Raw genomic sequence first — 26615 nt, forward strand, 5'->3', positions numbered from 1 at the left:
GGGAAAGGTGAATGGATAAGATCGAAGTTCGGGGCGCCCGCACCCACAATCTCAAGAATATCAACCTCATAATCCCTCGCGACAAACTCATTGTCGTGACCGGGCTTTCGGGGTCTGGCAAATCCTCACTGGCTTTCGACACTCTGTATGCCGAAGGACAGCGTCGTTACGTTGAATCGCTCTCTGCGTACGCGCGTCAGTTCCTGTCGCTGATGGAAAAACCGGATGTCGACCACATTGAAGGGTTGTCCCCTGCTATCTCTATTGAGCAGAAGTCCACCTCGCATAACCCGCGTTCAACGGTCGGTACCATTACCGAAATTCATGACTACCTGCGTCTGCTGTATGCCCGCGTGGGCGAGCCGCGCTGCCCGGACCACGACGTCCCGCTGGCGGCACAGACCGTGAGCCAGATGGTGGATAACGTGCTGTCGCAGCCGGAAGGCAAACGCCTGATGCTGCTGGCGCCAATCATTAAAGAGCGTAAGGGCGAACACACCAAAACGCTGGAAAACCTGGCAAGCCAGGGCTATATCCGCGCCCGTATTGACGGCGAGGTGTGTGACCTGTCCGACCCGCCCAAGCTGGAACTGCAGAAGAAGCACACCATCGAGGTGGTGATTGACCGCTTCAAGGTGCGCGACGATCTCGCCACGCGTCTCGCAGAATCGTTTGAAACGGCGCTGGAACTCTCCGGCGGCACGGCCGTGGTCTCCGACATGGACGACCCGAAAGCGGAAGAGCTGCTCTTCTCCGCCAACTTCGCCTGCCCGATTTGCGGCTACAGCATGCGCGAGCTTGAGCCGCGCCTGTTCTCGTTCAACAACCCGGCGGGCGCGTGCCCGACGTGTGACGGCCTGGGCGTGCAGCAGTATTTCGACCCGGACCGCGTGATCCAGAATCCGGAGCTGTCCCTGGCGGGCGGCGCCATTCGCGGCTGGGACAAACGTAACTTCTACTACTTCCAGATGCTGAAGTCGCTGGCGGAGCACTATAAGTTCGACGTTGAAGCGCCGTGGGCCAGCCTGAGCCCGAACGTACACAAAGTGATCCTGTTTGGCTCTGGCAAAGAGAACATTGAGTTCAAGTATATGAACGATCGCGGCGATACCTCCGTGCGTCGCCACCCGTTCGAAGGGGTGCTGCACAACATGGAGCGCCGCTACAAAGAGACCGAATCCAGCGCGGTGCGCGAGGAGCTGGCGAAGTTCATCAGCAACCGCTCCTGCGCCACCTGTGAGGGCACGCGTCTGCGTCGCGAAGCGCGCCACGTGTTTGTGGAAAACACGGCGCTGCCGACCATCTCAGACATGAGCATCGGCCACGCGATGGACTTCTTCAACAACCTGAAGCTCTCCGGCCAGCGCGCGAAAATCGCCGAAAAAGTGCTGAAAGAGATTGGCGATCGCCTGAAGTTCCTCGTGAACGTCGGCCTGAACTACCTGACGCTTTCCCGCTCGGCAGAAACGCTCTCCGGCGGTGAAGCCCAGCGTATTCGTCTGGCGAGCCAGATTGGCGCGGGCCTGGTGGGCGTGATGTACGTGCTGGACGAGCCGTCCATCGGCCTGCACCAGCGCGATAACGAACGTCTGCTCGGCACCCTGATCCACCTGCGCAATCTCGGCAACACGGTGATTGTGGTCGAGCACGACGAAGACGCCATTCGCGCCGCTGACCACGTGATCGACATTGGCCCAGGCGCTGGCGTGCACGGCGGCCAGGTGGTTGCTGAAGGGACGCTGAAGGACATCATGGCGGTGCCCGAATCGCTGACCGGCCAGTACATGAGCGGCAAGCGCAAGATTGAAGTACCAAAACAGCGCGTGGCGGCGAACCCGGAAAAAGTGCTGAAGCTGACCGGCGCGCGCGGCAATAACCTGAAAGACGTCACCCTGACGCTGCCGGTTGGCCTGTTTACCTGTATCACCGGCGTGTCCGGTTCCGGTAAATCGACGCTGATCAACGATACGCTGTTCCCGATTGCGCAGACGGCGCTGAACGGCGCGACGCTGGCCGAGCCTGCACCGTACCGCGACATCCAGGGGCTGGAGCATTTCGATAAGGTTATCGACATTGACCAGAGCCCGATTGGCCGTACCCCACGCTCTAACCCGGCAACCTATACCGGCGTCTTTACGCCCGTACGTGAACTGTTCGCCGGCGTGCCGGAAGCGCGCTCCCGCGGCTATACGCCAGGACGTTTCAGCTTTAACGTTCGCGGTGGTCGCTGCGAAGCGTGCCAGGGCGACGGCGTGATCAAGGTTGAGATGCACTTCCTGCCGGATATCTACGTGCCGTGCGACCAGTGCAAAGGCAAGCGCTATAACCGCGAAACGCTGGAGATTAAGTACAAGGGCAAGACCATCCACGAAGTGCTGGATATGACCATCGAAGAGGCACGCGAATTCTTTGATGCCGTCCCTGCGCTGGCGCGTAAGCTGCAGACGCTGATGGACGTGGGCCTGACCTACATTCGTCTGGGACAGTCGGCCACCACGCTGTCCGGCGGTGAAGCGCAGCGCGTGAAGCTGGCGCGTGAACTGTCAAAACGCGGCACCGGTCAGACGCTGTACATCCTGGATGAGCCAACCACCGGCCTGCACTTTGCCGATATCCAGCAGCTGCTCGAGGTTCTGCATCAGCTCAGAGACCAGGGCAACACTATCGTGGTCATCGAGCATAACCTGGACGTGATTAAAACCGCGGACTGGATTGTCGATCTCGGCCCGGAAGGCGGCAGCGGCGGCGGTGAAATTCTCGTCTCCGGTACGCCAGAGACCGTTGCAGAGTGCGAAGCCTCGCACACCGCGCGCTTCCTTAAACCGTTGCTGTAATTGTCACACGGAGAGTTGCTGTCGGGTGGTTTCCGGCAGCAGCTCAACCGCCTGCTGATAGGACGCGTCCACCAGGTAGTAAATCTGCGAGCCAGGAATCGATCCATCCAGATAGACGGTGCTCCAGTGCGCCTTATTGAGGTGCTTGCTCGGCCTCACGTCATCATGCTGTTGACGTAGCAAATCCGCCAGCTCCGGGCTGGTTTTCAGCGACGCCGCCGGACGGCCTTCCACCTCTTTCACCATCGCAAACAGCACATCTCCCACCTTAATCTGCGTGGCTTTCCAGTCGCTGTGGACGCTCTGCTCCGCGCCGGGCTTGCTCATGCAGTACTGTAGTATCTCCGAAATTGTCATCTTTATTCCCCTTGTAGCGTGGCGATAATTTTACGCGAACCACCGTGAATGCGATGCTCTCCCAGCCAGATCCCCTGCCACGTTCCCAACAGCAGCCGGCCGTTGTGAACCGGCAGCATCAACGACACGCCCAGCAGGGAGGATTTAATATGGGAAGGCATATCGTCCGCCCCCTCATAGTCATGCTCGTAAGGCGCGTTGTCCGGGACGCTCTTCAGAAAATGGTGCTCCATGTCGGACCGGACGGTGGGATCGCAATTTTCATTCAGCGTGAGAGAGGCTGACGTATGCTGAAGCAGCAGATGCAGCAAACCCGTTTTTACCCGCGACAGATCGCGGAGTTGCCCGATAACTTCATCCGTCACCAGGTGAAATCCGCGTGGTTTAGCGCTTAAGGTCAGGGTCTGTTGATACCACATGTGCTGCTCCGTGATGAAAGATGAATCTTTCTAAGTGTGCAGCAAGAAGACGAAAGGTAAAACCCGCAGCAGCGAGATTTGATTAAAAAAGAGTCAAACTCGCTGCCGGGCACTTAATACTCCGAGTTGACGATCACCTCTTCGCCAAACTTTCCGGCCATCGGCAGCGGTCGATAGGTCGAGTTAGAGGCACGCAATACCCTGATCCCTCTGGCCCCCACGTCATGCGCGGCGGTGATGTCGTTATCCGAATCGCCGTAGAATACTTTGATATTTTTCTTTTCCAGCCATTGGGTCTTGGTGTTTTGCCCTTCTTTGTCACCGGCAAAAATGACCGGGTTCATGCTGGTCGCCGGGATCTGGAAATCATCCTGCAGCGTTTTAGAGACGGTTTCGGTTTTGGTCTGACTGCGGCCGGTGACAAAGTAGATGCTGTCACCACGCTTCACGTGCATAGCAATAAGCGCACGGGCAACCTCTTTCGGGATGCTGAATTCGTCCCAGCCGTTATTCATTTTTTCCCAGAATTCCGGGTTCTTCAGATACGCTTCGCTGTCGGGTGAATACGTTTTCTTCCCGCGCCAGAAGCCGGGGCTTGAGAACAGCACGGTATCGTCAATGTCAAAGCCCACGGCCATTGGCGCGCGGCCGATCAGGCTGTTTTCGATTTGGGCCACGGAAACCCAGTGAATGGGCGCCTGCTCGGCGAGAATGGCGGCGGTGGTGCCAGTGTAAAGCGGCGTCGGGGCAGAAGCTCGCGCGACGACGGCGCTGTTAAGCGAGAACAATAAGCAGGCGGCGCTGAGCGCCAGTGTGATCTTGCGCATATTTTCCCCTGAATATTCAGTTTGTTATCGTTTTAATTTGAGCGGATGGTCAAAAAACTACCCGACCATAACCCCAGCGGGAGGTGAAGGGAAGGAGTTTTTGCTTATGAAGCTGAATAAAAAGAAGATGATCACAGAATGCCGGGCAACGTCTTTGTACGGACTGATGCCCTCACCCCGCCCCTCTCCCTGTGGGAGAGGGGCGGTTGGTAAGTGCTTACATTACAGCAGCAAACGCCTGCGCCACGCGATGAACGTTGCTGGCATTCAGGCCCGCCACGCACATACGGCCGCTGGCGATCAGGTAGACGCCGAACTCTTCGCGCAGGCGATCGACCTGCGCCGCGCTCAGACCGGTATAGCTGAACATCCCGCGCTGCTTGAGCAGATAGTCGAAGTTATGCCCCGGCACCGCCTCTTTCAGCACGTTAACCAGCTCCTGTCGCATGGACAGGATGCGCTTACGCATCGCTTCCACTTCGGCAAGCCAGGACGCTTTCAGCTGTTCGTCACCGAGAACCGTCGCCACCACCTGCGCACCAAAGTTTGGCGGGCTGGAGTAAATGCGGCGTACCGTCGCCTTCAGCTGGCCGAGCACGCGACCCGCCGCTTCGGCGTCTTCACAGACCACGGACAGACCGCCAACGCGTTCACCGTACAGGGAGAAGATTTTAGAGAAGGAGTTGCTGACCAGCGCTGGCAGCCCGGCGCTGGCCACGGCGCGGATGGCGTAAGCATCTTCTTCCATACCCGCGCCAAAGCCCTGGTAGGCGATGTCGAGGAACGGAATCAGATCGCGGGCCTTCAGTACCTCAATCACCGCATCCCACTGGGCGTTGGTGAGATCCGCACCGGTCGGGTTATGGCAGCATGGGTGCAGCAGCACAATGCTGCGCGCCGGCAGGGTGTTCAGTTTTTCCAGCAGCGCTTCGACGCGCACGCCGTTCGTTTCGCTGTCGAACCACGGATAGGTCGCCACGTTGAAACCTGCGCCCTCGAAGATCGCAACGTGGTTTTCCCACGTCGGGTCGCTGACCCACACGCCTGAATCCGGGAAATATTTTTTCAGGAAGTCTGCGCCCACTTTCAGCGCACCCGAGCCGCCCAGCGTCTGGATGGTCGCCACACGTTTTTGTGCGAGCACCGCGTGATCGGCACCAAACAGCAACGGTGCGATGGTGTTGCGGTAGGCGTTTAAGCCTTCCATCGGCAGATAAAGAGAAGCACCGTGTGGAACAGCGTTCAGACGCGTTTCGGCTTCGGCAACGGCTTTTAATTGAGGAATGATGCCATCCTCGTTGTAGTACAGACCGATGCTGAGATTCACTTTGTCGCTGCGAGGATCTTCTTTGAAACGCTCCATTAAGGAGAGGATAGGGTCGCCGGCATAGGCGTCAACTTTCTGAAACACGCGATGGTTCTCCGGAATTCGATGAGACAGGGATTTCAACAATAAACCGGAAGCAGGTGAAGGTCGAGAGCGATATCAGGCCAGACACTCGATATATCGGCAAATGCAATCGATTCGCTCAGGCAGTGAGCCCTGCACGCGCAGAAAAGGAATATTTCGTGCCGGCAGCTCCGCTTCATACCACGCTTGCTGTCGGTGGCGAAACGCCTCGCCCTGCCGGGTGCCATCCTGTACAAACGGAAATTCATCTCCGCAAAGTACGACCAGTGCATAGTCTCGTTCAGCTAACTCCTTTAACGCCTGCGGCGCGCTGCCAAACTGATCGAGTGCGTAAAACAGGGTCGTTAAAGGTGACGTATCACAGACCAGATAAGGCGCCGTGCAGGCTAATTCTTCCCGACGCACTTGCTCGCGGGCAATATGCAGCAAATCCTCCAGATCAAGGATGCCGTTCTTCTCTTCCCAGTGTTCACGACCATACTCTGCAACGTACGGAACGTTTAGCGTTTGCGCCAGTGCCTTTGCAAGCGTGCTTTTGCCCGTCGATTCTCCACCTAATAAGCAGATACGGAAAACAAAGCTGCGATACACCTCAGGGGACATCATCTTGCGATAACGATGAACATCAGAACGGATGAGCGTTCCCGATGGAGCCTCTGGTCCCTGTTGACGCTGGAGACGCACGTGCGCAACCGGTCGTCCGAAACGCTGGCTCAGGACAGTGGCAAACCCGTCTCCATAGTCTTCGGCAGTAAATACCGCCTCTGGCTGACAATCCAAAATGTACTCACATAGCGTTGCAACATAATGCCGGTGAAGATCGTCATCAGCGTCATTCGGTGGCGGTGGCGCAAGGCCATATGAAGCCAACACTTGCGGCGAAAGCACGAGGTGGCGACATTGCGGGAAGCGCGTTGTTAACCAGTTAAGCCGCTTTTCAGGTTCGTAACCGCGTATTTCCGGCGACGAATAGCTGATGATACAAACCGTCTCGCACTGCTCAAGTGCCGTATTGATAAGCGCTTCATGGCCCTCATGTAATGGTGCGAATTTGCCTACCACCAGACCGTTGGCATACAGCTTCATTGCGCGCGGATCTCCTTACGCCACTGATACAGTCCATGCCATGCGTTAAACCAAAACAGCAGATATAACCCGGCGGTCAGATGCAAATCCCTCATCGCATACAGTGGTACCGCCAGCGTGTTAACGGCAATCCAGACGTACCAGTTTTCCAGACGTCGCCCCATCAACATAAACTGAGCAAGAACGCTGAATGTCAAAATGATGGAGTCCAGCCAGGGTGCCCAGGCGTTGGTGTAGAGATGCAATATCAGTCCGTACACCGCCGCCACGCTCATGGCACAGGCCAGGAGAATAAAAAAATGCCCCGGTCTGGTACGACGGACAGGCAATACGTCCCCGCTATTGCCTTTCAGCCAGTGCATCCAACCGGTTATGCTCGTGACAATGAAGAAGAATTGAAGCGTAACGTCAGCATAAAGCTGCACAGAATAAAAGACCCACGCGTAAAGCCCGCTGCCTATGATGCCAATCCACCACGTATGGATGTTATTTCTGGCGGCCAGCCAGACGGAGAGCGCATAGGCCAGACAAGCAGCGATTTCTGAAGGGGACATTATCCTTCCCTGGAATGAAACGTTAGTCGATGTACTTCATCGCCACCCTTGACGTCAGGCGCGTGATAAGTTCGTAAGCACTCACTTTCGCAATTTCAGCAATACGTTCGACGGGCAGCCCCTCGCCCCACATCACCACATCGTCACCGGGCTTATCCTGGGCTTCAGGCCCCAGATCGACACAAATCATGTCCATTGCCACGCGGCCAACAATCTTCACCTCGCGACCGTTGACCAGAACCGGCGTACCCGACGGTGCGGCGCGCGGATAGCCGTCACCATAGCCCATCGCCACTACGCCGAGACGGGTGTCACGCTCGCTGGTCCAGGTACCGCCGTAGCCCACAGGCTCGCCCGCTTTATGGTCACGCACGGCAATCAGGTTAGAGACCAGCGACATGACCGGCTGGAAGCCAAAGTCCGGCCCCCAGGGCTTATTCTCCAGCGGCGACACGCCGTAGAGAATGATGCCCGGTCGCGCCCAGTCGAAATGCGACTGCGGCCACAGCAGAATACCACCGGATGCCGCAATCGAGCGCATCCCCGGCTTGCCTTCGCAGAAGGTGTTAAAGATATCCAGCTGGCGCTCGGTCGCACCGCACTCGGGCTCATCGGCACGGGCGAAGTGGCTGACAATATTCACCGGCTGACGTACGTTTTTGCACCGGCATAAACGCTGATAAAACGCTTCCGCGCTTTCCGGACGCACGCCCAGACGGTGCATGCCCGTGTCGAGCTTCATCCAGACGGTCACCGGCTCGCTCAGTTCGGCGGTTTCGAGTGCGGCGAGCTGTTCTTCGTTATGTACCGCGGTATGCAGATGCTGGTCAGCAATGGTCGGTAAATCTGTGGCTTCGAAAAAGCCTTCGAGGAGCAGAATGGGTTGAGTAATGCCGCCCGCGCGCAGGCGGAGGGCTTCTTCAAGACGGGCGACGCCAAAGGCGTCGGCATCGGGGAGCGTTCGCGCGGTCTCCAGAAGACCGTGTCCGTAAGCGTTCGCTTTCACGACTGCAACGAGCTTGCTGGCGGGCGCCAGTTCACGCAGACGTTGCAGGTTGTGTCGCAGAGCGCGGCGGTTAATAACAACAGTTGCCGCTTGCATTTGAATTCCTTAGAAATTACTCATCATCATATTGAGGACCGGCATAGTTGTCGAAACGCGACCACTGTCCGTTAAAGGTCAGACGCACCGTCCCGATTGGGCCGTTACGTTGTTTACCAATAATAATTTCGGCGATCCCTTTCAGGTCGCTGTTCTCGTGATAAACCTCATCACGGTAGATGAACATGATTAAGTCGGCATCCTGCTCGATGGAGCCGGACTCACGCAGGTCAGAGTTGACCGGGCGCTTGTCGGCGCGTTGTTCCAGGGAGCGGTTCAGCTGCGACAGCGCGACTACCGGTACGTGCAGCTCTTTGGCTAACGCCTTGAGCGAGCGGGAAATCTCCGCGATTTCCAGCGTACGGTTGTCGGAAAGCGACGGAACGCGCATCAGCTGAAGGTAGTCGATCATGATGAGGCCGATGCCGCCGTGTTCACGGGCAATACGGCGCGCGCGGGAGCGCACTTCCGTCGGCGTCAGGCCGGAGGAGTCATCGATATAGATGTTACGTTTTTCCAGCAGAATGCCCATGGTGCCGGAGATGCGCGCCCAGTCTTCATCATCGAGCTGGCCGGTACGAATGCGGGTCTGATCCACGCGCGACAGCGACGCCAGAGAACGCATCATAATCTGCTCGGAGGGCATCTCAAGGCTGAAGATCAGCACCGGCTTATCCTGCAACATCGCCGCGTTTTCGACGAGGTTCATCGCAAAAGTGGTTTTACCCATCGACGGACGCGCGGCGACGATAATCAAATCCGACGGCTGCAGGCCGGCGGTTTTCTTGTTCAAATCGTCATAGCCGGTGTTCACCCCGGTGACGCCATCGTGCGGCTGCTGGAACAGCTGTTCGATACGGGCAACGGTGGCGTCGAGGACATCGGCGATGTTTTTTGGACCTTCGTCTTTATTGGCGCGGCTTTCGGCGATTTTAAAGACGCGGGATTCAGCCAGATCGAGCAGGTCTTCGCTGGTGCGCCCCTGCGGATCAAATCCGGCCTCGGCGATCTCGTTCGCCACCGAGATCATCTCGCGGACGACGGCACGTTCGCGCACGATATCGGCATACGCGCTGATGTTCGCCGCACTAGGCGTGTTTTTTGACAGCTCCGCCAGATAGGCAAACCCGCCGCAGCTGTCGAGCTGACCAAGACGCTCCAGCGATTCCGCAAGCGTGATCAGGTCGATCGGGCTGCCCGACTCCTGCAGACGCGCCATTTCGGTAAAGATGTGGCGGTGTGGGCGGGTGTAGAAATCTTCCGCGACGACGCGCTCGGCGACGTCGTCCCAGCGCTCGTTATCCAGCATTAAACCGCCCAACACCGACTGCTCCGCTTCAATCGAGTGCGGCGGGACTTTTAACCCTGCGACCTGGAAATCACGCTCGCGAGGTTCAGTCTGTTTGTTGAAGGGTTTGTTTCCTGCCATAGTGAATGGAGTTACCGAGATAAAGAGTGGGTCGAAAGATTACCATATTTTTCTTACGGAGGGAGCATGGCAACGCGCATTGAATTCCAGAAACACGGTGGGCCAGACGTACTGAAAGCGGTGGAGTTTACCCCCACCGCGCCTGGCGAAAACGAAGTGCAGGTTGAAAACAAAGCCATAGGCATAAACTACATCGACACCTATATTCGCGGCGGTCTCTACCCGCCGCCGTCAATGCCGAGCGGCCTGGGCACCGAGGCGGCCGGTGTCGTCGTCAAAGTGGGCAGCGCGGTTAAGCATATTAAAGAGGGCGACCGCGTAGTGTACGCGCAGTCTGCGCTGGGCGCTTACAGCTCCGTTCACAACGTTCCGGCGGATAAAGCCGCCCTGCTGCCTAACGCTATCTCCTTTGAGCAGGCGGCGGCCTCGTTCCTGAAAGGGTTGACGGTTTACTACCTGCTGCGCAAAACCTATGAAATTAAGCCCGACGAGCAGTTCCTGTTCCATGCCGCAGCGGGTGGCGTCGGGCTCATCGCCTGTCAGTGGGCAAAGGCACTGGGCGCGAAGCTGATCGGCACCGTCGGAAATGCACAAAAAGCGCAGCGCGCGCTGCAGGCGGGCGCCTGGCAGGTGATTAACTATCGTGAAGAGAGCATTGTTGAGCGGCTGAAGGAGATCACCAGCGGCAAAAAAGTGCGCGTGGTGTATGACTCGGTGGGGAAAGACACGTGGGAAGCTTCGCTGGACTGTCTGCAGCGCCGTGGTCTGATGGTCAGCTTCGGCAATTCGTCAGGCGCGGTAACCGGCGTTAACCTCGGTATTCTGAATCAGAAAGGTTCGCTGTATGTGACTCGCCCTTCCCTGCAAGGATACATCACCAACCGGGAAGAACTTGAGGAAGCCAGCAACGAGCTTTTCTCGCTGATCGCCAGCGGCGTCATCAAAGTGGAGGTGTCAGATGCGCAAAAATTCGCGCTGACCGATGCGCAGCGCGCGCATGAGGTGCTGGAGAGCCGGGCGACGCAGGGGTCGAGCTTGTTGATTCCCTGAGTCCCAAAAAGAAATTGGGCTTCCCGTAGGAAGCCCTTTCTTTTTTTAGTTCGGCTGTATGTAGGGTACAGCTCGATGAATTCTTTAACGGCAGTCATAGTGACAGATTCGATAACTAAATCCTATTCTGTTCTAAGCCATGCCGCCGGAAAAGTTACAAGTATGTGACGAACCCCTCAATACCTTAGTAACGGAAGCGGTTATTGCGCTGATAACTGGGCACTTTTGGCGCTTTTATCGCCCGAATCACCCACACGACCGCAATGGCCAGCAGTAGCCACGGCAGCAGTTTGATCGTCAGCGCAAACAGTCCGCCAATAAACATGACCACCGTCGCCACCACGATAGCCGCCAGAATGCCGAGCAGCGAAACGCCTGTCGCTAACAGCATGACAAAAAAGCCAATCACAAAAAGTAGTTCCAGCATGGTGCTCTCCCACGAGTTCCCGAGTAATGCAGTAAGCATTACAAGAACCATGCCAGCATTAACCTGTTGTTATTAAAGCAAAACGCCCCGCGAACGTTCGCAGGGCGTGGTGAATTTGACGAACTTTTAGCGAAAGTTATCGCTTGTCTGCCACCAGTCGCAGCGCATGTTCCAGCACCTCAATATCGGCTCCGGCTTTATGCGCATTCTCGCTCAGGTAGCGGCGCCACTGGCGCGCGCCCGGAATACCCTGGAACAGGCCAAGCATATGGCGGGTGATATGGCCGAGATACGTGCCATTGCTCAACTCGCGCTCAATGTAAGGGTACATCGCACGCACGACGGCAACCGGATCGGTGTCCGCACCTTCGATGCCAAAGATTTCGCGATCGACCGTCGCCAGAATGCCCGGGTTCTGATACGCCTCGCGCCCGACCATCACGCCATCCACATGTTCCAGATGCGCTTTGGCCTCTTCCAGCGACTTGATGCCACCGTTGATGGACATCGTCAGGTGCGGGAAGTCACGCTTCAGTTGATACACGCGCGGATAGTCCAGCGGCGGGATCTCACGGTTCTCTTTCGGGCTGAGGCCGGACAGCCAGGCTTTTCGCGCGTGGATGATAAACATCTCGCATTCTCCTTTCCCGGATACCGTGCTGATAAAGTCGCACAGGAACTCGTAGCTGTCCTGGTCGTCAATGCCGATACGGGTTTTGACCGTGACCGGAATGGAGACCACGTCGCGCATCGCCTTGATACAGTCCGCTACCAGTTGCGCATTCCCCATCAGACAGGCGCCAAACATACCGTTTTGCACGCGGTCGGACGGGCAGCCAACGTTAAGGTTGATCTCGTCGTAGCCGCGTTCTTCTGCCAGCTTCGCGCACTGCGCCAGCGCGGCCGGATCGCTGCCGCCCAGCTGCAGGGCAACCGGATGCTCTTCTTCGCTATAGGCCAGATAGTCGCCCTTCCCGTGAATGATTGCGCCCGTGGTCACCATTTCGGTGTACAGCAGCGTATGGCGGGAGAGCTGACGCAGGAAGTAGCGGCAGTGTCTGTCCGTCCAGTCGAGCATCGGCGCAATGGAGAAACGATGTGCAGGGAAAACGGTCTGTAATTCTGACGACATGGCGAAGTTTTAAGCATCTGGTGGAAAAGGGGCACTACTATAGCACAAAGAAAAGCCGGAGGCGCAGCGCCTCCGGTGGACTTTAGAACGTCATGCTCAGCTGAGCCCCGGCGCCCCAGGTTTCGTCCTCGCCGTACAGGCCCATCAGGTCAACATGAACGGTGCTGAACGGTGCGAAACCGACACCACCGGTAAAGACGTTGCTGTCGTTACCCTTCACGTCCGCGCGATAACCCGCACGCACCGCCAGCCAGCTGAGCGGCGTAACCTCGGCACCGACACCAACGTACTGCGACGTATCTTCGCTCTTGAAGCCTTTGGTTTCCGTCAGATCGCCATCGGCGGTCAGCGTCACCAGGTCGTTATGCCAGGCGGCACCGGCGGTCACCAGCGGACGGATCTGATAGGTGTCTTTATAGCTCACCACTTCTCCCGTACGGCCGTTGCGGATACGGATATCTTTGGTGTCGATGTCGCGCGACATCAGGTTTTGGCCGCTCACGCCAACGGTCCAGTGTTCGCCGAAATCAGCCGCAATACCGGCATCGACGTTAAAGCCCGTGTCGTCCGTGCGGTAGCGGCTGTCGTTCCACTTGTTACTGTCGTAATCGTAGATTGACGTGGTGTAGTTATAGACCCAGGTTTTTTGCAGCTTTGGCGTAACCCCTACGGAAACCGGGACGCCGCCGAGGTCAAACTGACGGGCAACGGCAACGCCGTAGTCGGACACAATCGCCGCACGGCCAGACGCCGTTGAGTTGAGGTTTTTAGTGATCTGATCCGTGCCGTTCAGCGCAGCGTCCAGGGCAACACCGGCAGCCACCACATTGCTTCGTTGAATACCGCGCAGATAATCAATATCTTGCTGATCGATAGACGAACTCACACGGCCATGGGCGTACCCTTTCGCCATAAAGGCCACGGAAAGCACATCGTTAGGAATACTCACGGCAAGCCCAGCGCCTGCCGTCGCGCGTGCGGTTTTACCCTTGAGATAGTCCAGCTCATCGGCCAGATCTTTGGCCGCGCCCTGGAATTGATTAATGGAACCTAACGGATTGGTGATGACCTGAATTGGCGTAAGGTTATCAACCACATCCTTATAATGATTGATTTTGTCGTTGATGGTATCAATCTCAGCCTGAAGATTGTCCTCATCCGTCACCTGGACGCCAACGGCCGGCAAAATGACCGTCACATCATCGTCCGGTTTTGCCTTTGCCAGCAACGCGGGGTTGATTAACGCCCCGCTACCATAGCTCCCGGAGGCAACGCCAGTGCCACCCATTGCGTCACTCCGTGATTCTGTCCAGGTATTGGCTGCTCCCGCCTGATTTGCCATAAACAAGGAAACAGCGATACTCACCACCGAAAATTTAAAATATTTTTTCACAGTATGCCCGTTATAGTCTGTTATGAAATAACCCCTGTCTGTTATCACCCAAACAGGAACGAACTATTGCTGTGAATAAGTAGTAAAAGACCCGCTATTTCTATCCCTAAGTAAAACTCCCTTACGGCCTGTTATATTTTGTGACGGCCCTCAATATTTATAGAAGAGGAAATTATTTTTTCCCAGGTTTTCCATCATGCGGTCCAAAAAACTGGGGCGGGTGGTCTACCCAGCGATCCTCACGGGTAGCGGCATACACGGGGTTAAGAGGATAGTAGATGCGGTTGTGCTTCTTGTTGGCCTCGCCAACGACTAGTAACCGCACCTCTTCGTCCGTGTTGTTGATAAAGGTGTGGCAAATACCGGTTCCGGCAGGAAACCCCACGCTGTCGCCCGGTTCAAGTTTCCATAAATAGCCATTGATCCACGCATCTGGATGACCTTCGAGCACATAAACGAACTCTTCTTCATCGCTTTCCGCATGCGGATAGGACGTCCTGCGCCCGGGCGGTAAACGCTCATGATGGATACCAATGCGCCCGAGCCCAAGCTTGCGCGCCAGCGGGGCACCGATAGAAAACAGCTCGTCGCTGTCGGGATAGGTCGAATCATCCGCGCCTTCTACGTCGCGCCAGTGCCGAATACAGTCAGGTTTTTTCATTGTTTATTTCCCGGTTTGTAATGGGTCAGGTATAGCACAGACTGGCGGATCTCGGCGTTTTTACCAGAACATGATAAAGTGAGGGTTTTCCGTCCTATAACATCCGGGGTGCTAAATGGATAAGTCCACAAAAGAGCTGTTAGCGCAGGCCGAAAAGCTGTGTGCGCAACGCAATGTGCGCCTGACTCCGCAGCGCCTTGAAGTCCTACGTCTGATGAGCCTGCAGCAGGGTGCCATCAGCGCCTACGATCTGCTCGACCTGCTCCGCGAAAGCGAGCCGCAGGCGAAACCACCGACCGTGTATCGCGCCCTGGATTTCCTGCTGGAACAAGGGTTCGTGCATAAGGTTGAGTCCACAAACAGCTATGTGTTGTGCCATCTGTTCGATCAGCCCACCCACACATCGGCGATGTTTATCTGTGACCGCTGCGGCGTGGTGAAAGAAGAGGCTGCGGAAGGTGTGGAAGATATTATGCATACGCTGGCAGCAAAAATGGGTTTTGCCCTGCGTCATAACGTGATTGAGGCGCACGGGCTGTGTTCTGCCTGCGTGGAAGTGGAAGCCTGCCGTCATCAGGACGCGTGTCAGCACGACCACTCTATTCTTGTGAAGAAAAAACCGCGTTAACGGCAAAAGAAAAGGCGGCTCATGGCCGCCCTCAGGGTGTACTTCCTTGTACTTGCGGGTATAGCCCGGTTACCAGCGGTAGTCGTTGCGTTTTTCCCAGTCGCCCACTTCTTTTTCCGCCTGGTCTTTCGCGTAGCCGTAACGCTCCTGGATTTTACCGACAAGCTGATCGCGTTTACCTTCAATGACGGTCATATCGTCATCGGTCAGCTTACCCCACTGTTCTTTCGCTTTACCTTTGAACTGCTTCCAGTTGCCGCCGATTTCGTCTTTATTCATCATCGTGTCCTCTTAGTTAAGCGTCGGGTCGTAACGTCCGTTACGTTCTTTTCTGCTGGACGTGATAATTATTGTAGTTAAGGACTCGGCAGTTGATTTCATATTCGGAATCTTTAACCGTTACGATATATCGTGCCGCGAGGGGAGCCAGGTATTGTTCTGCCAGTGGCGCCGCCAGATAAAAGCCAGCGATAACCCACGCAGCGAGAGGAAAACGGCCAGGGCCAGCCACAAACCGTGATTACCCAGCCAGGGAAGCGTCAGCAGCGTCAGGCCGAACCCTGCGGCCGCAACAGCCATGCTGTTTCGCATTTCGGCTCCGCGCGTCGCCCCAATAAACATGCCGTCCAGCAGATAACACCAGACGCCGACCACCGGTAAGATGACTTGCCAGATGAGATAGTGACTCGCCAGTTCGCGTAGCGCAGGGATAGACGTCAGCAATGCAACAATCTGCTCACCAAAGCAGGCGTAAACCAGGCCGAACGCCAGCGCCACCAGCCCTGACTGGCGGCAGGCTGCCCGCCAGACGTCCCGCAGCTGCCCGCTTTCACGCGCACCGTACGCCTGCCCGGAATGCGCTTCAACCGCATAGGCAAAACCGTCCAGCGCGTAGGCGGTGAACGTCAGCAACGTCATCAATACCGCGTTGACCGCGACGATTTCTGGCCCCAGTCGAGCCCCGAAAACCGTCAGCGCGCCGAAGCAGAGCTGAAGCAGCAGCGAGCGCAGCATGATGTCACGGTTGAGGGCCAGCAGCTTACGGATATTGCCGCGCCATGAGGTTTTGAGCAGCGTCAGGGAGATCCCGCGCATCGCCAGCACGCGCCAGACCATCCACAAGCCAATGATAAAGGTCCCGTATTCGGCAATTGCCGTCGCCAGCGCCGCGCCCCGCACGTTCATATGCAGGCCCATTACCAGCCAGACATCCAGCACAATGTTGAGAAGGTTGCCTACCACCAGCAAAATCACTGGCGCACGGGCGTACTGCACGCCCAGTAGCCACCCCAGCAGAACCAGGTTTGCCAGCGAGGCGGGCGCGCTGAGCCAGCGGATTTCAAGGAAACGGCGCGCCTGAGCCAGCACCGCCTCGCTGCCGCCGACAACATGGAGCGCAAGGTCGATCAGGGGCGCACGCAATACAATGATTAATGCTCCCGCACCAAGCGCAAGGATCAGCGGCTGGACCAGCGCGCGCGCCAGGCGCAGCGGATCTTTTGCACCATAAGCCTGTGCCGTGAGCCCAGTGGTGCTCATGCGCAAAAAGAGCAGCAGCATAAACAGGAAACTGGTTGCCGTCGCGCCAATCGCCACGCCGCCAAGATAAACAGGCGAACCAAGATGACCAATAACGGCAGTATCGACCAGACCCAGCAAGGGCACGGTGATATTGGAGAAAATCATCGGCAGAGCAAGACGCCACAATGCCTTATCTGATGCCGTCAGCAGTGACATGAAAAATACCGGGAGTGTGGAATGAAGCAGGCTACAGCGGCGCCATAGCCTGTCAGGAAGAGATTATAGCCATTCACCGTTGCGAATGACCCCAACCGCCAGTCCTTCGATAGAGAAGTTGTGTTCGCGAAGATCGACCACAATCGGGGAGAACTCGTTGTTTTCAGGCAGCAGCTGAACGGTGTTCCCCTGTTTTTTCAGACGTTTGACGGTAACTTCATCATCAATGCGCGCGACAACCACCTGGCCGTTACGCACATCCTGCGTTTTATGGACCGCAAGCAGATCGCCGTCAAGAATACCGATGTCTTTCATAGACATACCACTGACGCGCAGCAGGAAATCAGCGCTCGGTTTGAACATGCCAGGATCGACCTGGTAGTGGCCTTCAATATGCTGCTGTGCCAGTAAAGGCTCACCGGCGGCAACACGGCCTATCAGCGGAATGCCCGTCTCTTCTTCCACCAGCAGGCGGATACCGCGTGACGCGCCTGAAACAATCTCAATCACGCCTTTACGCGCCAGCGCTTTCAGGTGTTCTTCGGCAGCATTCGGAGAACGGAAACCCAGACGCTGCGCGATTTCCGCACGCGTGGGTGGCATACCCGTCTGGCCGATATGATCCCGGATGAGATCAAACACCTCTTGCTGCCTGGTCGTTAACGCTTTCATTCCGCCCCCTGGGTGTATATACAGTTATGCTGTGAGTATATACAGTCAAAGGCGATTTTGGAACCAAAAACTGCACAAAAAACCAGGGACTTAATTATTCCTCGAGGCTCATCGGAAATGTGACCAAAGCAGCGTGACCCAGGTGATAACGGCAGTGATAATCGCCAGCAATACGGCAGCAGAGCCCATGTCTTTTGCGCGGCCAGAAAGCTCGTGGAAATCTGAACCAATGCGATCGACAACGGCCTCAATAGCGCTATTAAGAATTTCCACTATCATCACCAGAAGCACGGAACCGATAAGAAGTACGCGGGTAATAGCATCAACATCAAGGAAACAGGCGACGATCACCGCGATGATAGCGGCGACGCCCTCCTGGCGAAAGGCGGCCTCGTTGGCCCATGCGGCACGGAAACCTTTCCATGAATAGCCGGCGGCTTTGATGATACGCGTTAACCCAGTGGTATTATTGGCCATTAAAAGAACCTTTTATGAAAAAAAGCGTCAGTAACAGGAACTGTAGCGCGTTTCGCTACAGCCTGAAGTATGACGGGTAACAACAGAAATTTTGCGCGCTTTCTGTTATCCTTGCGCCGCAATTGCATTATTAACCAGAGGCTTTACATCGTTTATGTCCGGCTGGCCACGAATTTACTACAAATTACTTAATTTACCATTAAGCATCCTGGTAAAAAGCAAGTCTATCCCAGCAGAACCCGCGCTGGAATTGGGGCTCGATACCTCGCGTCCTATTATGTATGTTTTGCCTTATAACTCGAAGGCAGACTTACTGACGCTTCGCGCCCAGTGTCTGGCGCATGACTTACCGGACCCGCTTGAACCGCTGGAAGTTGACGGCACTTTACTGCCGCGCTACGTGTTCATTCACGGTGGACCGCGCGTGTTTACCTACTACACGCCAAAAGAAGAGTCCATCAAGCTGTTCCACGACTATCTTGACCTGCACCGCAGCAACCCCGATCTGGATGTGCAGATGGTGCCGGTATCGGTGATGTTTGGTCGTCGTCCGGGCCGTGAAAAAGGTGAAGAGAACCCGCCGCTGCGCATGCTTAACGGCATCCAGAAGTTCTTCGCGGTCTCCTGGCTGGGACGCGACAGCTTTGTGCGTTTCTCCCCTTCCGTTTCGCTGCGTCGAATGGCGGACGAGCACGGTACCGACAAGATCATCGCGCAAAAACTGGCGCGCGTGGCGCGTATGCACTTCGCCCGCCAGCGCCTGGCTGCCGTAGGGCCGCGTCTCCCGGCGCGTCAGGATCTGTTCAACAAGCTGTTGGCCTCCAAAGCGATTGCCCGCGCCGTTGAAGACGAAGCGCGCAGCAAGAAAATATCGCATGAGAAAGCCCAGCAGAACGCCATTGCGCTGATGGAAGAGATTGCAGCGAACTTCTCTTACGAGATGATTCGCCTGTCCGATCGTATTCTCGGCTTTACCTGGAACCGCCTGTATCAGGGCATCAACGTTCATAATGCCGAGCGCGTACGCCAGCTGGCGCACGATGGCCATGAGATTGTCTATGTTCCCTGCCACCGCAGCCACATGGACTACCTGCTTCTTTCCTACGTGCTCTATCACCAGGGGCTGGTACCGCCGCATATTGCTGCCGGTATCAACCTGAATTTCTGGCCAGCAGGTCCGATTTTCCGCCGCCTGGGCGCGTTCTTTATCCGTCGCACCTTCAAGGGCAACAAGCTCTACTCCACCGTGTTCCGCGAATATCTGGGCGAGCTGTTCAGCCGCGGCTATTCCGTTGAGTACTTCGTGGAGGGCGGTCGTTCCCGTACCGGACGCCTGCTCGATCCGAAGACCGGCACGCTGTCGATGACCATTCAGGCGATGCTGCGCGGAGGAACCCGTCCAATCACGCTGGTGCCAATCTACATTGGCTATGAGCACGTGATGGAAGTGGGCACGTACGCCAAAGAGCTGCGCGGTGCGACCAAAGAGAAAGAGAGCCTGCCGCAGATGCTGCGCGGCTTGAGCAAGCTACGCAATCTGGGTCAGGGCTACGTGAACTTCGGCGAACCGATGCCGCTGATGACGTATCTGAACCATCACGTTCCCGAGTGGCGCGAATCCATCGATCCTATCGAAGCGATTCGTCCGGCCTGGCTGACGCCAACGGTCAACGGCATCGCGTCCGAGCTGATGGTGCGCATTAACAACGCCGGTGCGGCTAACGCCATGAACCTGTGCTGTACGGCGCTTCTGGCTTCGCGTCAGCGCTCGCTGACCCGCGAACAGCTTACGGAGCAGCTGGATTGCTATCTGGACATGATGCGCAACGTGCCCTATTCCGTTGATTCAACCGTGCCTTCTGCTACCGCCAGTGAGCTTATCGATCACGCGCTGCAGATGAACAAGTTCGAAGTCGAAAAGGACACGATCGGCGACATCATCATTCTGCCGCGCGAGCAGGCAGTGCTGATGACCTACTACCGCAACAACATCACCCATATGCTGATGCTGCCGTCGCTCATGGCGGCTATCATCACCCAGCATCGCCGTATTTCGCGTCAGGAGCTATTGCGTCACGTTGAGACGCTCTATCCGATGCTGAAAGCGGAGCTGTTCCTGCGCTGGAGCAAAGACGAGCTGGCGGGCGAACTGGACAAACTGACGGAGGAGCTGCGTCGTCAGGGGCTGATCACCGTCTCAAACGACGAGCTGCACATCAATCCGTCGCGTTCCCGTACACTGCAACTGCTGGCGGCTGGTGCGCGTGAAACGCTGCAGCGCTACGCCATTACGTTCTGGCTGCTGAGTGCGAACCCGTCTATCAACCGCGGCACGCTGGAGAAAGAGAGCCGGACGCTGGCACAGCGCCTGTCCGTTCTGCACGGCATTAACGCCCCTGAGTTCTTCGACAAAGCGGTCTTCAGCTCTCTGGTCCTGACGCTGCGTGACGAAGGCTACATCAGCGATACGGGCGATGCCGAGCCGGAAGAGACGCTGAAGGTGTACCAGATGCTGGCCGAACTGATCACCTCGGACGTTCGCTTGACGATCGAGAGCGCGACGCAGGGCGAGTGATGTGACAAAGCCGGGTGGTGATTTCACCTGACCCGGCCTAGCGTTCTGCAAAATATAAAGGCCCGGTAAGCGTTAACGCTACCGGGCCTTATTTTTGAGCCTTGTTAAATCACCGCATTCAGCTCAGCAGTGTGAAAGCAATCATCCCGACAATCGCACCCGTCGTGCCGAGGATGGTTTCCATCAGCGTCCAGGTTTTCAGGGTTTGCGCTTCGGTGGCGCCGGTAAATTTACCGAACAGCCAGAAGCCCGCGTCGTTAACGTGAGAGACCACAATCGAACCGCCCGCGATACAGATAGACAGCGCGGCCATCTGCGCACCGGAGTAGTTCAGCTGTTCAATCACCGGCATCACCAGACCCACGGCGGTTAAACACGCCACGGTGGCGGAACCCTGGATGATACGTACCGCCGCAGCGAGCACGAAGCAGGTGACCGCAATCGGCAGGCCCATCCCGGTCAGCGCTTCGCCCAGAGCCGGGCCCACGCCGGAATCCACCAGCACCTGCTTGAACACGCCGCCGGCGCCGATCACCAGGAGAATAATGCCCGCCGGCTGCAGCGCGGCACCGCAGATCTCCATCACCCGGTCTTTTGGCATTCCCTGACGCATCGCCAGGCCGTAAATCGCCACCAGACACGCCACCAGGATCGCCGTGAACGGGTGACCGATAAACTCAAACCATTCGTAGGCGCTGGAACCCACCGGCACAAAGCGCGCGGCGATGGTTTTCAGACCCACGAGAACCAGCGGCAGCAGGATCAGCGACAGGCTGAAGCCGAAGGACGGCATTTTGCCCTCGCCCAGGTGCGGCTCGGTGATGTCATCCGGAATATGCAGCTCAACGTAACGGCTGATGAAGTTGCCCCACAGCGGGCCGGCAATAATCATCCCCGGAATTGCCGCGCACAGGCCAATCAGGATCATCCAGCCAAAGTCGGCGTGCATCTGGGATGCCAGCAGCATCGGCGCAGGCCCCGGCAGCAGAAACGCTGCAGCCGCCGCCACGCCCGCAAACAGCGGAATGACCAGCTTCACGAGGTTAGTGCCGGTATGGCGTGCCATGGAGAACGCGACGCTTATCAGCAGCACAACGGCCACTTCGAAGAACAGCGGCAGCGCGCAAATCAGCCCCGCAAGACCAATCGCGTAGTGCGCGCGGCTGTGGCCGAAGGATTTCAGCATCTTGACGGCAATCTGGTCGACCGCCCCCGTCTCGTGCAAAATCTTGCCAAACATCGCGCCCAGCGCGACCACAATCGCCAGGAAGCCCAGCGTGCCGCCCATCCCTTTTTCCATCGTCGCGGCGATCTTGTCGAGCGGCATACCGGAAAAGAGACCTGCACCTATAGAAACCACCATCAAAGCAACAAAGGCGTGCATACGCGCCTTCATCACTAAAAACAGCAGCAGCAATACCGAACCCACTGCTGTCAAAACTAGCGTTAATGTACTCAAAACTTACTGCCTTTTATTGATGACCTCGATGGTGCTGGCAACAACACCCTCCAGTGACTGATCGATATCAACCACTAAGACGTCTTTCTCGTCTTCACCCGGCTCCTGCAGCGCTTCGAACTGCGTCACCAGCATCTGGGTTTTGAAGAAGTGACCTTTACGCGCCTTCAGACGACTTTCAATCACCTCGAAATCCCCTTTCAGGTAGATGAAAGAGAGGTTCGGGTTGCCGTCGCGCAGCAGGTCGCGGTAGGTTTTTTTCAGCGCGGAACAGACGATCAGGGAGACTTTGTTGGTGCGCTGCATCGCGAACGCGGCGTCATTCAGCGCCTGCAACCACGGTTTGCGGTCGTCATCGTTCAGCGGCTCGCCGGAGGCCATTTTCATGATGTTGCTGCGCGGATGGAGGAAGTCGCCATCAAGAAACGCAGCCTGGAGTTGATGCGCCACTTCGCTGGCTACGGCTGATTTCCCGCTACCGGAAACGCCCATCAGGACGTAGACGTGGTGATCGTGATTAGTCGTGCTCAAAGGGTGTCCCTCAGTCAATTGTTACGGGTAACAGTTATCGGTAACATTGTCCTGCCGGGGCAAAAGAGAAGCAATATCCAAACGTGCGCGAAGTGAATAAGTGTGAGCTACTTCAAATTTGTCAGTTCAAATAGATCCACCCGGTGACAAGGTGAAACCTAAATCTAACATTTTCGGGGTAACTGCCTCACCACGAATGCGCGCCAGCAGGCGTTCTGCGCCAATGCGGCCCATACGTTCACGCGGGGTCAGGACGCTCGCCAGACGCGGCTCCATCACCTGGCCGATGTCGTGGCCGTGGAAACCGGCGATCGCCATATCATCAGGGATCTTGAGCCCCAGACGCTGACACTCAAACGCCGCGCCAACCGCCAGGTCATCGTTAGTACAGAAAATACCGTCCAGTTGCGGATACTCGCGCCGCGCCTGACGCATCAGCTCAATACCCGACGTATAGGAGGAGGACTGCTCCACCATCACGCTGTACGGGGTTAAGTTCGCGTCGAGCATCGCCTGCTCGTATCCCTTCTGTTTGATGATAGTACGTTCATCAAGACGCGCACCCAGATAGGCGATATGACGATGCCCACGGGCAATGATGGCCGCCGTCATCTGCCGCGCCGCTTCGAAGTTATCGAACCCCACGGCGATGTCGAGGCACGGCGACTGGCTGTCCATCAGTTCCACTACCGGAATACCGGCCACTTCAATCATTTTGAGCGTGCGCGCAGTGTGGGTACGTTCGGTTAAAATCAGGCCGTCGATGTTCCAGGAAAGCATCGATTCAAGACGTTCCTCTTCCAGTTCCGGCTTGTACCCGTAGTGGGCGAGCATGGTCTGATATCCAAAAGCATCGGTGACGCTTTCAATGCCGCGCAAAACTTCGGCGAAAACCTGGTTGGTCAGGGAAGGAAGCAGGACGCCCACTGCGCGGCTGGTCGCATTGGAGAGAATATCTGGCGCGCGGTTGGGGATATAACCCAGTTCATCAAGGGCAGCGGCAATCTTGCCACGTAACGCCACGGAAACCTGTTCCGGGTTACGTAAAAAACGGCTGACCGTCATTTTGGTCACACCGACGCGATCGGCGACATCCTGAAGTACGGGGCGTTTCTTTTTCATCGTCCTGAGAAATCTTGAAGTGAGAGATTTGCTCAGTTTATCACGGACAAAGCCCATCCTTCCCCTGTCAAAGGGAAGGATGGGCATTTATTTATGATTTATTACACCGGCGGCAGGTCAAACAGCAGAATTTCACTTTCGCTGTCGGCATGCACGGAGAGCGCCTGCTCATCCCAGACGGCCAGGCCATCGGCGGTTGTCGCTTTGGTGCCGTTGATGGACACTTCACCTTTCACCACCTGGATCCAGACGCGGCGGTTGGCGGCAATCTGGTGCACAGACTGTTCGTCTTTCGCCAGCGCCCAGCGGTACAGCTCCATATCCTGATGCACCTTCAGGGAACCTTCACGCGCATCCGGGGACAGCACCAGCTGTTTGCCCTGTTTCGCGTCGAAGCGACGCTGCTCGTAGCGTGGCGTGATGCCGGTTTCTTCTGGAATGATCCAGATTTGGTACAGGTGCAGTTTTTCCGTTTTGCTCGGGTTGTACTCGGAGTGACGCACCCCGGTACCCGCGCTCATAATCTGGAACTCGCCCGCCGGAACCTGCTCTTTGTTGCCCATGCTGTCCTGGTGTTCCACCGCCCCTTCCAGCACATAGGTCAGGATTTCCATGTCTTTGTGCGGGTGGGTGCCGAAGCCCTGGCCTGCATCAATCACGTCGTCGTTAATCACGCGCAGTGCGGAGAAGCCCATGAAGTTCGGGTCGTAGTAGTCGGCAAACGAGAATGAATGCCATGAGTCCAGCCAGCCATGATTCGCGTGACCACGTTCGTTTGCTTTGCGTAAGTAGATCATTGTTTCACCCTCAGTTCGTTTCGATGGAGTAAGTGTGGACGCAAACGGCCTGGGATCATAGAGGGTGAAAATTGACTCCTCTGTTCAAAAATTATGAATAAGCGCAGAGGAGCCGTTTTTGCTTATTTCGCGAGGGTTATCGTGGCAGGAGAAGCCTGCTCGAAGGCCCGCTCGAGGATTTCTAGGTTGGTCAGAACGTCAGATTCCTTGACGTAATTCGCCGTGCCGGATGTGAGGGTTTCATACAGCGCATCGTAGACGCGGCCATAATCGCCAATTTCCGGTTTCAGCTCTTCCCTGACCGTCACGCCCTCATCGTTCACGTATTCCAGCACACCCACGGAATCGTCCGCCGCAAAACCCGGTTCGCCCGGCATGATGTTGGCCTTCAGGCTGGTCTCCTGCTGGTCGATGCCGTACTTAATGAACGAGCCTCGGGTGCCGTGAACGATAAATTTCGGATAGTCGATTTTCACCAGATGGCTGGTTTTGACGATGGCTTTCAGGTCGCCGTAGAACAGCTGCGCTTCAAAGGTGTCGTCCGGGTTAGCTTTGTTACGCAGGCTGCGGATGTCGTATGCGACATGATCCGGTCGGCCAAACAGGGAGATGATCTGGTCCATCGTATGCACGCCCAGACCAAAGAACGAGCCGTCCTGCGGCAGTCCGGGTTGCGTTTCCGCTACCGGACGGTAGTAATCGAAGTGGCTTTCGATTTCCACAATGTCGCCCAGCTTGCCGCTTTCAATCGCTTTTTTCGCCGTCAGGAAGCAGCTGTCAAAGCGACGGTTCTGATACGGCGTAACGGTCAGGCCTTTACTTTTCGCCAGCGCGAACAGCTCTTTTGCTTCGGCAATAGTTGGGGTGAACGGTTTTTCTACCAGCACGTTTTTACCCGCTTCCAGCGCGCGTTTGGCATAGTCAAAATGGCTGTCGGCGTGGGTGCAGACAACAACCAGTTTGACCTGCGGGTCGTTAAGCACTTCATCAAGATCGCTGGTGAAATGGATATGAGAATACTGCGGGGATTGCTCTTCCGGCTTCGCGCGGCGGCGATAGATATGGGCCACATGCCAGCTGCCTTTACGGTTGAGAACATACGGCAGGTGGTAGCGGGTCGTACTTTTACCAAATCCAATAAATGCGCAATGTAGTGTCATGGCTCAGTCCTTTTGGAAGGTTACTGAGTCTAACCATAACAAAAAAAAGCCAGCTAAAAGCTGGCTAAAGTAATACTGGAAGCAATGTGAGCAATGTCGTGCTTTCAGGTTCCCGTAGCGGTCTTCCTGAATGCAGAGCAATAATAATCATTCTCATTCGCACTTGTCCAATACTTTTTGCAAAAAATAGCGGTTGACTCAAATTTTAAAGTCATTGATGTTGGAAGGGACATTTAACTGACTGAGGAATAAGGAATGAGTGAGATAGTGATACGCCACGCGGAACCGAAAGATGCCGAAGCCTTACGCCAGAACTACATGCATCCCGGGGTGTATCACGATACGCTACAGCTACCTCATCCATCCCTTGAGTACTGGCAAGAACGTCTGATTACAAAACCAGGGCAAAGACGTCTGGTTGCCTGCATTGATGAACAAATCGTCGGCGATCTGATGCTTCAGGTGGAAGCCAGCCCGCGACGCAGCCATGTAGCAACGTTCGGCATCAGCGTTGCGGCGCACGCTCAAGGACGCGGCGTCGGGAGCGCGCTCATGCGCGAGATGATCAACCTGTGTGACAACTGGCTGCGTATTGAACGGATTGAATTAACGGTGTTTGCCGATAACCCTCCCGCTCTCGCGCTTTACCGAAAATTTGGTTTTGAAATCGAAGGGACCGGCAGGAAATTTGCACTGCGCAACGGCGAGTATGTGGATGCGTACTATATGGCGCGAATGAAGTAGTTTGTTGCCCTCACCCTAACCCTCTCCCACT

Annotated in this window: 26 protein-coding genes; 5 read left to right on the plus strand and 21 right to left on the minus strand. The window is 56.3% G+C overall.

Going from position 1 to position 26615, the window contains the following annotated elements:
• Positions 1-11 precede the first annotated feature (11 nt).
• The gene (gene uvrA, locus NUX24_RS16040; RefSeq protein ID WP_041911534.1) at positions 12-2834 is read left to right on the plus strand and encodes an excinuclease ABC subunit UvrA; all 2823 of its coding nucleotides are present in this window, start codon (positions 12-14) and stop codon (positions 2832-2834) included.
• Between the two features lie 3 nt (positions 2835-2837).
• Here uvrA and NUX24_RS16045 read toward each other — a convergent pair whose 3' ends face one another.
• The 8 genes from NUX24_RS16045 to dnaB form a co-directional block, all read right to left on the minus strand.
• Positions 2838-3191 (minus strand): MmcQ/YjbR family DNA-binding protein, encoded by a 354-nt coding sequence (locus NUX24_RS16045; RefSeq protein ID WP_023310053.1) that lies wholly within the window; start codon positions 3189-3191, stop codon positions 2838-2840.
• Positions 3192-3193: 2 nt separating this feature from the next.
• Positions 3194-3610, minus strand: a complete 417-nt coding sequence (locus NUX24_RS16050; RefSeq protein ID WP_023310052.1) for a secondary thiamine-phosphate synthase enzyme YjbQ — start codon at positions 3608-3610, stop codon at positions 3194-3196.
• Positions 3611-3723: 113 nt separating this feature from the next.
• Positions 3724-4437, minus strand: a complete 714-nt coding sequence (gene aphA / locus NUX24_RS16055) for an acid phosphatase AphA (protein WP_032662578.1) — start codon at positions 4435-4437, stop codon at positions 3724-3726.
• 217 nt (positions 4438-4654) lie between these two features.
• The gene (gene tyrB / locus NUX24_RS16060; protein ID WP_047653102.1) at positions 4655-5848 is read right to left on the minus strand and encodes an aromatic amino acid transaminase; all 1194 of its coding nucleotides are present in this window, start codon (positions 5846-5848) and stop codon (positions 4655-4657) included.
• A gap of 75 nt (positions 5849-5923) precedes the next feature.
• Positions 5924-6934, minus strand: coding sequence for an AAA family ATPase (locus NUX24_RS16065; RefSeq protein ID WP_257832779.1), 1011 nt, complete (start codon positions 6932-6934; stop codon positions 5924-5926).
• Entirely contained in the window at positions 6931-7488 is a 558-nt protein-coding gene (gene pnuC, locus NUX24_RS16070; protein ID WP_214577510.1) for a nicotinamide riboside transporter PnuC, read from the minus strand. Before pnuC ends, NUX24_RS16065 begins: the two co-directional genes overlap by 4 nt.
• A 22-nt stretch (positions 7489-7510) precedes the next feature.
• Positions 7511-8590, minus strand: a complete 1080-nt coding sequence (gene alr, locus NUX24_RS16075; protein ID WP_257832783.1) for an alanine racemase — start codon at positions 8588-8590, stop codon at positions 7511-7513.
• A 16-nt stretch (positions 8591-8606) separates the two neighbouring features.
• Positions 8607-10019 carry a replicative DNA helicase gene (gene dnaB, locus NUX24_RS16080; protein ID WP_023310046.1) on the minus strand — a complete coding sequence of 471 codons (1413 nt, stop codon included), beginning with the start codon at positions 10017-10019 and terminating at the stop codon, positions 8607-8609.
• Between the two features lie 66 nt (positions 10020-10085).
• Between dnaB and NUX24_RS16085 the strand changes: the two genes are divergently transcribed.
• Positions 10086-11069 (plus strand): quinone oxidoreductase, encoded by a 984-nt coding sequence (locus tag NUX24_RS16085; protein WP_149323976.1) that lies wholly within the window; start codon positions 10086-10088, stop codon positions 11067-11069.
• 184 nt (positions 11070-11253) lie between these two features.
• Here the strand turns inward: NUX24_RS16085 and pspG are convergent, their stop codons facing one another.
• From pspG to NUX24_RS16105, 4 genes are all read right to left on the minus strand, one after another.
• On the minus strand, positions 11254-11496 hold the full coding sequence (gene pspG, locus NUX24_RS16090) for an envelope stress response protein PspG (protein ID WP_023310044.1): 243 nt from the start codon (positions 11494-11496) through the stop codon (positions 11254-11256).
• A 136-nt stretch (positions 11497-11632) separates the two neighbouring features.
• Positions 11633-12628, minus strand: coding sequence for a tRNA dihydrouridine(20/20a) synthase DusA (gene dusA, locus NUX24_RS16095; protein WP_257832786.1), 996 nt, complete (start codon positions 12626-12628; stop codon positions 11633-11635).
• A gap of 82 nt (positions 12629-12710) precedes the next feature.
• Positions 12711-13970 carry a conjugal transfer protein TraF gene (locus NUX24_RS16100; protein WP_257832860.1) on the minus strand — a complete coding sequence of 420 codons (1260 nt, stop codon included), beginning with the start codon at positions 13968-13970 and terminating at the stop codon, positions 12711-12713.
• Positions 13971-14193: 223 nt separating this feature from the next.
• On the minus strand, positions 14194-14682 hold the full coding sequence (locus tag NUX24_RS16105) for a cupin domain-containing protein (RefSeq protein WP_214577514.1): 489 nt from the start codon (positions 14680-14682) through the stop codon (positions 14194-14196).
• 115 nt (positions 14683-14797) lie between these two features.
• Between NUX24_RS16105 and zur the strand changes: the two genes are divergently transcribed.
• Entirely contained in the window at positions 14798-15310 is a 513-nt protein-coding gene (gene zur / locus NUX24_RS16110) for a zinc uptake transcriptional repressor Zur (RefSeq protein WP_008503369.1), read from the plus strand.
• 69 nt (positions 15311-15379) lie between these two features.
• Here the strand turns inward: zur and NUX24_RS16115 are convergent, their stop codons facing one another.
• The 4 genes from NUX24_RS16115 to NUX24_RS16130 form a co-directional block, all read right to left on the minus strand.
• Complete coding sequence (locus tag NUX24_RS16115) at positions 15380-15589, minus strand: CsbD family protein (RefSeq protein WP_014830284.1); 210 nt, start codon at positions 15587-15589, stop codon at positions 15380-15382.
• 120 nt (positions 15590-15709) lie between these two features.
• Complete coding sequence (dinF, locus tag NUX24_RS16120) at positions 15710-17047, minus strand: MATE family efflux transporter DinF (protein WP_257832789.1); 1338 nt, start codon at positions 17045-17047, stop codon at positions 15710-15712.
• 63 nt (positions 17048-17110) lie between these two features.
• On the minus strand, positions 17111-17719 hold the full coding sequence (lexA, locus tag NUX24_RS16125) for a transcriptional repressor LexA (protein ID WP_023310039.1): 609 nt from the start codon (positions 17717-17719) through the stop codon (positions 17111-17113).
• 108 nt (positions 17720-17827) lie between these two features.
• Entirely contained in the window at positions 17828-18196 is a 369-nt protein-coding gene (locus NUX24_RS16130; RefSeq protein WP_111964212.1) for a diacylglycerol kinase, read from the minus strand.
• 154 nt (positions 18197-18350) lie between these two features.
• Here NUX24_RS16130 and plsB point away from each other — a divergent pair, with 154 nt between their 5' ends.
• Entirely contained in the window at positions 18351-20771 is a 2421-nt protein-coding gene (gene plsB, locus NUX24_RS16135; RefSeq protein WP_033144402.1) for a glycerol-3-phosphate 1-O-acyltransferase PlsB, read from the plus strand.
• A 118-nt stretch (positions 20772-20889) separates the two neighbouring features.
• Here the strand turns inward: plsB and gntU are convergent, their stop codons facing one another.
• From gntU to NUX24_RS16160, 5 genes are all read right to left on the minus strand, one after another.
• Complete coding sequence (gene gntU / locus NUX24_RS16140) at positions 20890-22230, minus strand: gluconate transporter (protein WP_010436459.1); 1341 nt, start codon at positions 22228-22230, stop codon at positions 20890-20892.
• A gap of 3 nt (positions 22231-22233) precedes the next feature.
• Positions 22234-22761, minus strand: a complete 528-nt coding sequence (gntK, locus tag NUX24_RS16145; protein WP_008503362.1) for a gluconokinase — start codon at positions 22759-22761, stop codon at positions 22234-22236.
• Between the two features lie 126 nt (positions 22762-22887).
• Positions 22888-23883, minus strand: a complete 996-nt coding sequence (gntR, locus tag NUX24_RS16150; RefSeq protein WP_024906706.1) for a gluconate operon transcriptional repressor GntR — start codon at positions 23881-23883, stop codon at positions 22888-22890.
• 101 nt (positions 23884-23984) lie between these two features.
• On the minus strand, positions 23985-24680 hold the full coding sequence (locus NUX24_RS16155) for a pirin family protein (protein WP_003861565.1): 696 nt from the start codon (positions 24678-24680) through the stop codon (positions 23985-23987).
• 122 nt (positions 24681-24802) lie between these two features.
• The gene (locus NUX24_RS16160) at positions 24803-25840 is read right to left on the minus strand and encodes an oxidoreductase (protein WP_257832798.1); all 1038 of its coding nucleotides are present in this window, start codon (positions 25838-25840) and stop codon (positions 24803-24805) included.
• 255 nt (positions 25841-26095) lie between these two features.
• Between NUX24_RS16160 and yhhY the strand changes: the two genes are divergently transcribed.
• Entirely contained in the window at positions 26096-26584 is a 489-nt protein-coding gene (yhhY, locus tag NUX24_RS16165) for an N-acetyltransferase (protein ID WP_214577521.1), read from the plus strand.
• The last annotated feature ends 31 nt before the right edge of the window (positions 26585-26615 follow it).

Origin of the sequence: Enterobacter sp. HG048, from assembly GCF_024702055.1 — a bacterium.
Lineage (GTDB): Bacteria > Pseudomonadota > Gammaproteobacteria > Enterobacterales > Enterobacteriaceae > Enterobacter > Enterobacter dykesii.

What these genes read in the sequence shown, in the direction of transcription:
- uvrA (WP_041911534.1), top strand. Translation starts at nt 12, where the DNA reads ATGGATAAGATCGAAGTTCGGGGCGCCCGCACCCACAATCTCAAGAAT.
- NUX24_RS16045 (WP_023310053.1), bottom strand. Translation starts at nt 3,191, where the DNA reads ATGACAATTTCGGAGATACTACAGTACTGCATGAGCAAGCCCGGCGCG.
- NUX24_RS16050 (WP_023310052.1), bottom strand. Translation starts at nt 3,610, where the DNA reads ATGTGGTATCAACAGACCCTGACCTTAAGCGCTAAACCACGCGGATTT.
- aphA (WP_032662578.1), bottom strand. Translation starts at nt 4,437, where the DNA reads ATGCGCAAGATCACACTGGCGCTCAGCGCCGCCTGCTTATTGTTCTCG.
- NUX24_RS16065 (WP_257832779.1), bottom strand. Translation starts at nt 6,934, where the DNA reads ATGAAGCTGTATGCCAACGGTCTGGTGGTAGGCAAATTCGCACCATTA.
- pnuC (WP_214577510.1), bottom strand. Translation starts at nt 7,488, where the DNA reads ATGTCCCCTTCAGAAATCGCTGCTTGTCTGGCCTATGCGCTCTCCGTC.
- alr (WP_257832783.1), bottom strand. Translation starts at nt 8,590, where the DNA reads ATGCAAGCGGCAACTGTTGTTATTAACCGCCGCGCTCTGCGACACAAC.
- dnaB (WP_023310046.1), bottom strand. Translation starts at nt 10,019, where the DNA reads ATGGCAGGAAACAAACCCTTCAACAAACAGACTGAACCTCGCGAGCGT.
- NUX24_RS16085 (WP_149323976.1), top strand. Translation starts at nt 10,086, where the DNA reads ATGGCAACGCGCATTGAATTCCAGAAACACGGTGGGCCAGACGTACTG.
- pspG (WP_023310044.1), bottom strand. Translation starts at nt 11,496, where the DNA reads ATGCTGGAACTACTTTTTGTGATTGGCTTTTTTGTCATGCTGTTAGCG.
- dusA (WP_257832786.1), bottom strand. Translation starts at nt 12,628, where the DNA reads ATGTCGTCAGAATTACAGACCGTTTTCCCTGCACATCGTTTCTCCATT.
- NUX24_RS16100 (WP_257832860.1), bottom strand. Translation starts at nt 13,970, where the DNA reads ATGGCAAATCAGGCGGGAGCAGCCAATACCTGGACAGAATCACGGAGT.
- NUX24_RS16105 (WP_214577514.1), bottom strand. Translation starts at nt 14,682, where the DNA reads ATGAAAAAACCTGACTGTATTCGGCACTGGCGCGACGTAGAAGGCGCG.
- zur (WP_008503369.1), top strand. Translation starts at nt 14,798, where the DNA reads ATGGATAAGTCCACAAAAGAGCTGTTAGCGCAGGCCGAAAAGCTGTGT.
- NUX24_RS16115 (WP_014830284.1), bottom strand. Translation starts at nt 15,589, where the DNA reads ATGAATAAAGACGAAATCGGCGGCAACTGGAAGCAGTTCAAAGGTAAA.
- dinF (WP_257832789.1), bottom strand. Translation starts at nt 17,047, where the DNA reads ATGTCACTGCTGACGGCATCAGATAAGGCATTGTGGCGTCTTGCTCTG.
- lexA (WP_023310039.1), bottom strand. Translation starts at nt 17,719, where the DNA reads ATGAAAGCGTTAACGACCAGGCAGCAAGAGGTGTTTGATCTCATCCGG.
- NUX24_RS16130 (WP_111964212.1), bottom strand. Translation starts at nt 18,196, where the DNA reads ATGGCCAATAATACCACTGGGTTAACGCGTATCATCAAAGCCGCCGGC.
- plsB (WP_033144402.1), top strand. Translation starts at nt 18,351, where the DNA reads ATGTCCGGCTGGCCACGAATTTACTACAAATTACTTAATTTACCATTA.
- gntR (WP_024906706.1), bottom strand. Translation starts at nt 23,883, where the DNA reads ATGAAAAAGAAACGCCCCGTACTTCAGGATGTCGCCGATCGCGTCGGT.
- NUX24_RS16155 (WP_003861565.1), bottom strand. Translation starts at nt 24,680, where the DNA reads ATGATCTACTTACGCAAAGCAAACGAACGTGGTCACGCGAATCATGGC.
- NUX24_RS16160 (WP_257832798.1), bottom strand. Translation starts at nt 25,840, where the DNA reads ATGACACTACATTGCGCATTTATTGGATTTGGTAAAAGTACGACCCGC.
- yhhY (WP_214577521.1), top strand. Translation starts at nt 26,096, where the DNA reads ATGAGTGAGATAGTGATACGCCACGCGGAACCGAAAGATGCCGAAGCC.